At 70.8% G+C, this 5112-nt stretch carries 5 protein-coding genes; all 5 read right to left on the bottom strand.

Going from position 1 to position 5112, the window contains the following annotated elements:
* A partial coding sequence (locus SACSA_RS23185) for a GAF domain-containing protein (RefSeq protein ID WP_019818401.1) occupies positions 1 to 931 on the bottom strand: 931 nt, incomplete at its 3' end.
* Between the two features lie 4 nt (positions 932 to 935).
* Positions 936 to 2264 carry an MFS transporter gene (locus SACSA_RS0115030; RefSeq protein ID WP_028661905.1) on the bottom strand — a complete coding sequence of 443 codons (1329 nt, stop codon included), beginning with the start codon at positions 2262 to 2264 and terminating at the stop codon, positions 936 to 938.
* 133 nt (positions 2265 to 2397) lie between these two features.
* A complete protein-coding gene (locus SACSA_RS0115025) occupies positions 2398 to 3150 on the bottom strand; it encodes a 3-hydroxybutyrate dehydrogenase (protein WP_019818399.1) in 753 nt (250 codons plus the stop codon).
* A 110-nt stretch (positions 3151 to 3260) separates the two neighbouring features.
* Positions 3261 to 4118, bottom strand: coding sequence for a type I methionyl aminopeptidase (gene map, locus SACSA_RS0115020; RefSeq protein ID WP_028661904.1), 858 nt, complete (start codon positions 4116 to 4118; stop codon positions 3261 to 3263).
* A gap of 30 nt (positions 4119 to 4148) precedes the next feature.
* Positions 4149 to 5112: penicillin-binding transpeptidase domain-containing protein (locus SACSA_RS24725; RefSeq protein ID WP_048876847.1), on the bottom strand; the 964-nt coding region annotated here is incomplete at its 5' end.

Raw genomic sequence — 5112 nt, 5'->3', positions numbered from 1 at the left:
CCCGGCCCGCCCGCCCGGACCGGCCCAGTTCCGCGCCGTCGGCGTCCCGCACCACGATGCCGCCGTCGAGCACGGAGGCCACCGCCGCCGCGACCTCGGGTACGTCGGCACCCCCCAGCACCAGTTCGGTGAGCCGGTCGTGCGCGTCCTGCGCCCGGGCCAGGCTCTCGTGGTGTGCCCGGATCGTGTCGTTGGCCGCGCCCAGCTCGGCGAGGGCGGCCGCGCTCTCCTCGAGCAGCCGCGCGTTGTCGATGGCGATGGCCGCGTGGTCGGCGAACGACGACAACAACGCCACCTCGTCCGGTGAGAACTCCCGGGGCCTGCGGTCGGAGGCGAACAACACGCCGATGACGTGCTCCCCGAGCGCGAGGGGCACGCCCAGAATGGCCACGAGGCCCTCGTCGCCGACCGCCCTGTCGATCGGCCCGGTGTGGTCGAACCGGTCGTCGCGCGGATAGTCCCGCGTCGCGTACGGGCGCGCCGTCTGCGCCACCAGGCCCCCGAGGCCCTCACCCCGGCCGAGCCGCAACTGCTGGAACTCCGCCGAGGCCGAACCGTCGGTGACCCGCATGAACGTGCCGCCGGCGTGGTCGTCGCTGTCGTCCCCGAGGGTCAGGTACGAGACGTCCGCACCGAGCAGCATCCGCGCACGCCGCACGATCGAGCGCAGCACGGCGTCGAGATCACGCAAGCGGGCGAGATCGCTGGCCGTGTCGAACAGCGCGGCCAGTTCGGCCTCGCGGCGACTGTGCGCGTCCAGCGTGCGCCGGATCTGCATGGCCAGCTCGACGGTGCCGCCGTCGGCGGGCACACGGGCCAGCTCGGCACTGGTCGCGCCCGCCGCCAGGAGTTCGAGCAGCCGGTGCGCGGGCTCGTCGTCGACTCGCGCACCGGCTGCTTTTCTCGGCCTCGGCCGCCGCCGTTCGGTCATCGCCTCATGCTGACACCGACGACGGTTCGTCCGCGTCGGCCAGCGAGGTTCCCCGGGTCTCCTTGGCCAGATACACGGCCACCATCGTGAGCACACAGGTGGCCGCCACGTACAGCGAGATCGGCACGCTGCCACCGAAGGTGTCGAGCAGCGCGGTCGCGATCAGCGGGGCGACACCGCCCGCCGCGATGGAGGCAAGCTGGTAGCCGATCGAGGCGCCGGAGTAGCGCACCTTCGTGCCGAACAGTTCGGAGAAGAACGCCGCCTGCGGGCCGTACATCGCCCCGTGCAGCACCAGACCGACGGTCACGGCACCGATCGTGGCGAGGGAGGACGCGACGTCGAGCAGGGGGAAGAACACGAAACTCCACACCAGCATCCCGGCCGTGCCGAACAGGTACACGATCCGGCGGCCCAGCACGTCCGACAGCCACCCCCAGAAGGGGATCGTGGCGAAATGCACGACGGACCCGACGAGCACGGCGTTGATCCCGAGCGACTTCGGCAGCCCGAGATGCGTGGTCAGGTAGACAAGCACGAACGCGGTGATGACGTAGTAGGACACGTTCTCGGCGAACCGCGCGCCCATCGCGATGAGCACTTCGCGCCAGTTGCGGCGCAGCACGGTCACGATCGGGGCCTTCTCCGGGGCGGCCCCGTCCTGCTTCTTCGCGCCCGCCTTCCGCACGGCCTCGACGAAGACCGGCGACTCCTCCACCGCGAGCCTGATCCACAGGCCGATCACCACGAGCAGCCCGGAAAGCAGGAACGGGATACGCCAGCCCCACGCCTCGAACGCCGCGTCGCTCTGCACCGCCGCCAGCACCGCGAGCACGGCCGTGGCCAGCAGGTTGCCCGCGGGCACCCCGGCCTGGGGCCAGGAGGCCCAGAACCCGCGCCTGCGGTCGTCGCCGTGCTCGGAGACGATGAGCACCGCGCCGCCCCACTCTCCGCCGACGGCGAATCCCTGGATCAGCCGCAGCAGGATCAGCAGCAGCGGCGCGGCCACGCCGATGGTGCCGTAGGTGGGCAGCAGGCCCATCGCGAAGGTCGCCCCGCCCATCAGCAGCAGGCTGAGCACCAGCAGCTTCTTCCGGCCGAGCTTGTCGCCGAAATGGCCGAACACCAGGCCGCCGAGTGGTCTGGCGACGAACCCGATGGCGAAGGTCGCGAACGCGAGCATCGTGCCGACCAGCGGATCGGCCTCGGGGAAAAACAGGGTGTTGAACACGAGGGCCGACGCGGAACCGTAAAGGAAGAAGTCGTACCACTCGACCGTGGTGCCGATCATGCTGGCACCGACGACGCGCTTGATGGAGGCGCTCTGGGACATGGTGCTCACCACTTCGTTGTGTGCGAACGGGACAGTTCGTGCGGTTCTGTCATGCCGTCAAGGCCTCCTTGCCTGCACTCAACGCAGTGAAGGAGGCCTTGACGACACGACAAGAGCGAGCGGGGCGGCCGGGTCAGCTCGCCGTCCAGGCTCCGTCGAGCGGAATCGAGGCACCGGTGAGGTGGGCGGCCTCGGAGCCGCACAGCCACAGCACGACCGCGGCCACCTCCTCCGGCTCGATCAGCCGCTTGACCGCCGTCCGTCCGAGGAACACCTCGTCGACGACGGCGTCGGTGCTGATCCCCCGGGAGGCGGCCTGGTCGGCGATCTGCGCGGAGACCAGCGGGGTCCGCACATACCCGGGCGCGACGCAGTTGCTGGTCACACCGTGTGGTGCCGCCTCAAGGGCCGCGACCTTGTTCAGACCCTCGAGACCGTGCTTGGCGCTGACGTAGGCGGACTTGTACGGGCTGGCCCGCACCCCGTGCACGCTGGAGATGTTGACCACCCGACCCCACCCGCGCCCGTACATCGCGGGCAGGCAGCGCCGCATCAGCAGGAACGGCGTCGTCACCATGAGCCGCTGGATGCGGGTGAACTCCTCGACGGGGAACTCGGTCAGCGGCGCGATGTGCTGCACCCCGGCGTTGTTGACGAGGATGTCCACGTCGGCGGGAAGGGACTCGACCGAGCCCGGGTCGGTGAGGTCGGTGACGTGCGCGATCGCGCCGTGGGCGTCGGCGACCTCGCCCGAGGCGGCGTGGTCGGCATCGGCCAGGTGCACCGTCGCGCCCGCATCGCTCAGCGCGGCGACACAGGCTCGTCCGATACCGCTCGCGCCGCCGGTGACGAGGGCGGTCCTGCCGCCCAGTGGGCTGCTCGACATGACAGCAGACCGTAGAAGGACGGCGGGTGCGCCAACCATGTGCGCACCCGCCACAGCATTACCGCCGGGAGTGTGTGTTCACCACACACCCGACTCGGCCACGCCCACGGTCAGGGCTTGGTGAGGATCTCGGCCCCGGAGTCGGTGACGAGGATGGTGTGCTCGAACTGGGCGGTCCAGCTCTTGTCCTTGGTGGTCACGGTCCAGTCGTCGGACCAGACGTCGTAGTCGATCGCGCCGAGGGTGATCATCGGCTCGATCGTGAAGGTCATGTCCTTCTCGATGACCGTGGTCACCGACGGCTCCTCGTAGTGCAGCACGGTGGGCGCGGTGTGGAAGGCGGGCCCCACGCCGTGCCCGGTGAAGTCCCGCACGACGCCGTAGCCGAACCGCTTGGCGTAGGACTCGATGACCCGGCCGATCACGTTGAGCCGCCTGCCGGGGCGAACGGCCTTGATGGCCCGGTTCGTGGCCTCGCGGGTGCGCTCCACGAGCAGCCGCACCTCGTCGGAGACGTCACCGGCAAGGAAGGTGGCGTTGGTGTCGCCGTGTACACCGCCGATGTAGGCGGTGACGTCGATGTTGCAGATGTCGCCGTCGGCGATCACCGTCGAGTCCGGGATGCCGTGGCAGATCACCTCGTTCAGCGAGGTGCAGCACGACTTCGGGAAACCCCGGTAGCCCAGGGTGGACGGGTAGGCACCGTGGTCGAGCAGGTACTCGTGCACCACGCGGTCGACGTCGTCGGTGGTGTTGCCCGGCTTGACGGCCTTGCCACCCTCCTCGAGGGCCTGCGCCGCGATCCGGCTCGCCACCCGCATGGCCTCGATCACCTCGGGCGTGCGCACACCGTTTCCCGGGTCGGGCGTGGGGGCGCGCTTGCCGACGTACTCGGGGCGGGCGATGGACGACGGAACGGGGCGGCGCGGCGTCTGCACGCCGGGTCGCAAGGGTTCACGATCGGGCATGTCCCCCAGCCTACGACGCCCCGACCGTGCTCATCCCAGGCCCGCGAGGAAGTCGTGTGTGACGCCCACCGCGGGCGTGGAACTGCCCGCACCGACGAGCAGGACGGCGAACGCCACGTCGTCCTGGTAGCCGGTGAACCACCCGTGCGCCTCGGTGCCGTCGCCGTACTGGGCGGTGCCGGTCTTGCCGTGCACGCCCGGCAGATCCCGCAGCTCGGTGGCGGAGCCCTCGGTGACCACGGCCCGCATCATCTCCCGCAGACCCGCGATCACGTCGTCGGGCAGCGGCTCACCCGCCTTGGTCACCTCGGTGTCCGCGTCGCGCAGCAGGCTCGGCACGGGTGTCCGTCCGTGGGCGACCGTGGCCGAGGTCAGCGCCATCCCGAAGGGGCTGGCCAGCATCGTGCCCTGGCCGAATCCCGCCTCCGCACGCTGGACGATCTCCTGGCCCGGCTCCGCGGAGCCGGTGACCGTGGTGATCCCGGGAACGACGTAGTCGGCGCCGATGCCGAGGCTCAACGCGGTACGGGTGAGTTCCTCGGGCGGTATCTCGGTGGCGAGGTGGGCGAACGTGGTGTTGCAGGAGTGGGCGAACGCCTCGCGCAGCGGCACCGTACCGAGTTCGAACTCCTCGTCGTTCGGGATGCGCCTGCCCTCGATGACGGTGGTGGCCGGGCACTCCACCCGCGTGTCCACCGCGGTGCCCCGCTTCAGCGCCGCCGCGGCGGTGGCGATCTTGAACGTCGACCCCGGCGGATACCGGCCGGTCAGCGCGATGGCCCCCTCGGCGGAGGCGGGCTCGTTCTGAGCCACGGCCAGCAGCTCCCCCGTCGAGGGCCGCACCGCCACGAGAGCGCCGGGCTCATCGCGCTCGTCGAGTGCGCGCTCGGCGACGCGCTGGGCGGACAGGCTCAACGTGGTGCGTGCCGCTTCGGCGGGCCGCGCCTCAACCCGGTGCACGGACGCCACCTCGGCGCCGGTGGCGTCCACGGTG

This window comes from Saccharomonospora saliphila YIM 90502 (assembly GCF_000383795.1).
In the GTDB taxonomy this organism is placed as follows: domain Bacteria; phylum Actinomycetota; class Actinomycetes; order Mycobacteriales; family Pseudonocardiaceae; genus Saccharomonospora; species Saccharomonospora saliphila.
Note: the sequence above shows the minus strand (reverse complement) of the source record. Positions and strands in the feature narration are given on the sequence as shown.

What these genes read in the sequence shown, in the direction of transcription:
- SACSA_RS0115030 (WP_028661905.1), bottom strand. Translation starts at nt 2,264, where the DNA reads ATGTCCCAGAGCGCCTCCATCAAGCGCGTCGTCGGTGCCAGCATGATC.
- SACSA_RS0115025 (WP_019818399.1), bottom strand. Translation starts at nt 3,150, where the DNA reads ATGTCGAGCAGCCCACTGGGCGGCAGGACCGCCCTCGTCACCGGCGGC.
- map (WP_028661904.1), bottom strand. Translation starts at nt 4,118, where the DNA reads ATGCCCGATCGTGAACCCTTGCGACCCGGCGTGCAGACGCCGCGCCGC.